Source organism: Streptomyces anandii JCM 4720, from assembly GCF_014650655.1.
In the GTDB taxonomy this organism is placed as follows: domain Bacteria; phylum Actinomycetota; class Actinomycetes; order Streptomycetales; family Streptomycetaceae; genus Streptomyces; species Streptomyces anandii.
This window is the reverse complement of sequence record NZ_BMVJ01000006.1, coordinates 180,309-182,239: the sequence shown is the minus strand read 5'-3', so window position 1 is coordinate 182,239 and position 1,931 is coordinate 180,309. Positions and strand designations below refer to the sequence as shown.

Below are 1,931 nucleotides of genomic sequence, written 5' to 3'. Positions count from 1 at the left end.
AGGATCCGCCGGAAGCCGGGAGATCCGTCCGTCGTCGGCGCCGAGGGCGCCGCGGCCGTGCCGCACCAGACGCGGCGGCTCGGCGTCGGCTCGGTCGCGCCCGGCACCGCGTGGACCGACCTGCGCCATCTCGGCACCCGGACGGTGCTGGTCGTGCGGGCCGGGCACGGCAGCGCGGCCTGGCTGCACACCGTGGCGCGGCAACTCGCCGACCAGCGCGTCCCGGTGATCGGCGTGGTGCTGATCGACCCCGATCCCCGTGACCGGACCGACGGCACGCTGTGGGACGGGCTGCACACCGCGCTGCGCGGCCACCGGGAGCGGCCGGCCCGGCTGGGCGGCACGGACAGGCCGCGGACGGACAGGCCGCCGGCCCCGGCCGCACGGGTCCCGGACAGCGACCAGGAGGCGCGGTAGATCATGTGTGGCATCGCAGGCACGTACCGGTGGCCGGACGGGAAGGCCGTCACCGACCGGCTCACCGGCATCCTCGCCCACCGCGGCCCGGACGGGGCGGGCCACTACGGCCACCGGGCCGGTGACGGGGAAGTGCACCTGGGGCACCGCCGGCTGGCCATCATCGACCTGTCGGAGACCGGCGCCCAGCCGATGGTCTCCGGCGGCCTCGCTCTGACGTACAACGGCGAGCTCTACAACGCGCCCGAGCTGCGGGCCGAGCTGGCGGCCGCCGGGGTGCGCTTTCGCGGCACCTCCGACACCGAGGTGCTGCTCGAGGCGTGGCGGCGCTGGGGCACGGACTGCCTGCCCCGGCTGCGCGGGATGTTCGCGTTCGGCGTCTTCGACGAGCACACCGGTGAGCTGGTCCTCGTCCGCGACCAGTTGGGCATCAAGCCGCTGTTCCTGCTCCGCCGCGGCGAGGGCCTGGTGTTCGCCTCCGAGCTCAAGGCGCTCGCCGCCGTGACGGGCGCCCCGGTCGAGGTGGACGAGGGGGCGCTGGTCGCCTCGTTGCTGTACTACTGGGTGCCGGACTCGCGGTGCGCGCTGCGCGGGGCGGAGAAGCTGCCGCCGGGGAGCTGGATCCGGTTCCGGCCCGACGGCCGGGTGGAGCGCGGCCGTTACTGGAACCTGAAGGATGTCGCCGCCGAGGGCCGGGACCGTGCCCGCGCCGGCGAGCGGCCGGACCTGGCCGCCGTGGTCGAGGAGTCGACCCGGCGCCACCTGCTCTCCGACGTGCCCGTGGCGGCCTTCCTCTCCGGCGGCCTCGACTCCAGCTACCTGACCGCGCTGGCGGCCCGTCACCGGCCCGGGATCTCCGCCTACACCATCGGGTTCCGCGCCGAGGACGCCCGGTTCGAGGCGATGCCGGACGACCTGCGCCACGCCCGGAAGGTGGCGGATCGGTTCGGCGTCGATCTGCACGAGATCGAGATCGCCCCGGACGTGCTCGACCTGCTGCCGCGGATGACGTACCACCTGGACGAGCCGATCGGCGACCCCGCGGCGATCAACACGTTCCTGATCTGCTCGGCCGCCCGGGAGGCGGGGATCAAGGTGATGCTCTCGGGGATGGGCGCCGACGAGCTGTTCGCCGGATACCGCAAGCACGTGGCGAACCTGCTGGCGCTGCGCTACCAGCGCGTCCCGCGTCCCCTGCGGCGCGGGCTGTCCGCGGCCGTGGACCGGCTGCCGGTCGCCGGCTCCCGCCGCGGGTACCGGTCGGTGCGGTTCGCGAAGCGGTTCCTGTCCTTCGCCGGTCTGCCGGAGGAGACCGCGTTCCGGCGCAGCTACACCATGTACGACCGCGACGAGCTGCTCGGCCTGGTCCATCCGGACCTGGCGGGAACGGTCGAGGACGTGCTGACCGAGCACGCGGACGTCTACCAGGACAACGGCCTCGACGACTTCGTCAACCGCATGTGCCTGGCCGACGCCCGGATGTTCCTGCCGGGCCTGAACCTCGCCTACACGGA

General features: G+C 74.2%; 1 protein-coding gene and 1 pseudogene. Both read left to right on the top strand.

All coding sequences use genetic code 11. The annotated features are described in order from the left end of the window. A pseudogene (locus tag IE249_RS37170) lies at positions 1-417 on the top strand (Wzz/FepE/Etk N-terminal domain-containing protein); the annotation flags it as partial. A gap of 3 nt (positions 418-420) precedes the next feature. Beyond that, positions 421-1,931: asparagine synthase (glutamine-hydrolyzing) (gene asnB / locus IE249_RS13565; protein WP_229858366.1), on the top strand; the 1,511-nt coding region annotated here is incomplete at its 3' end.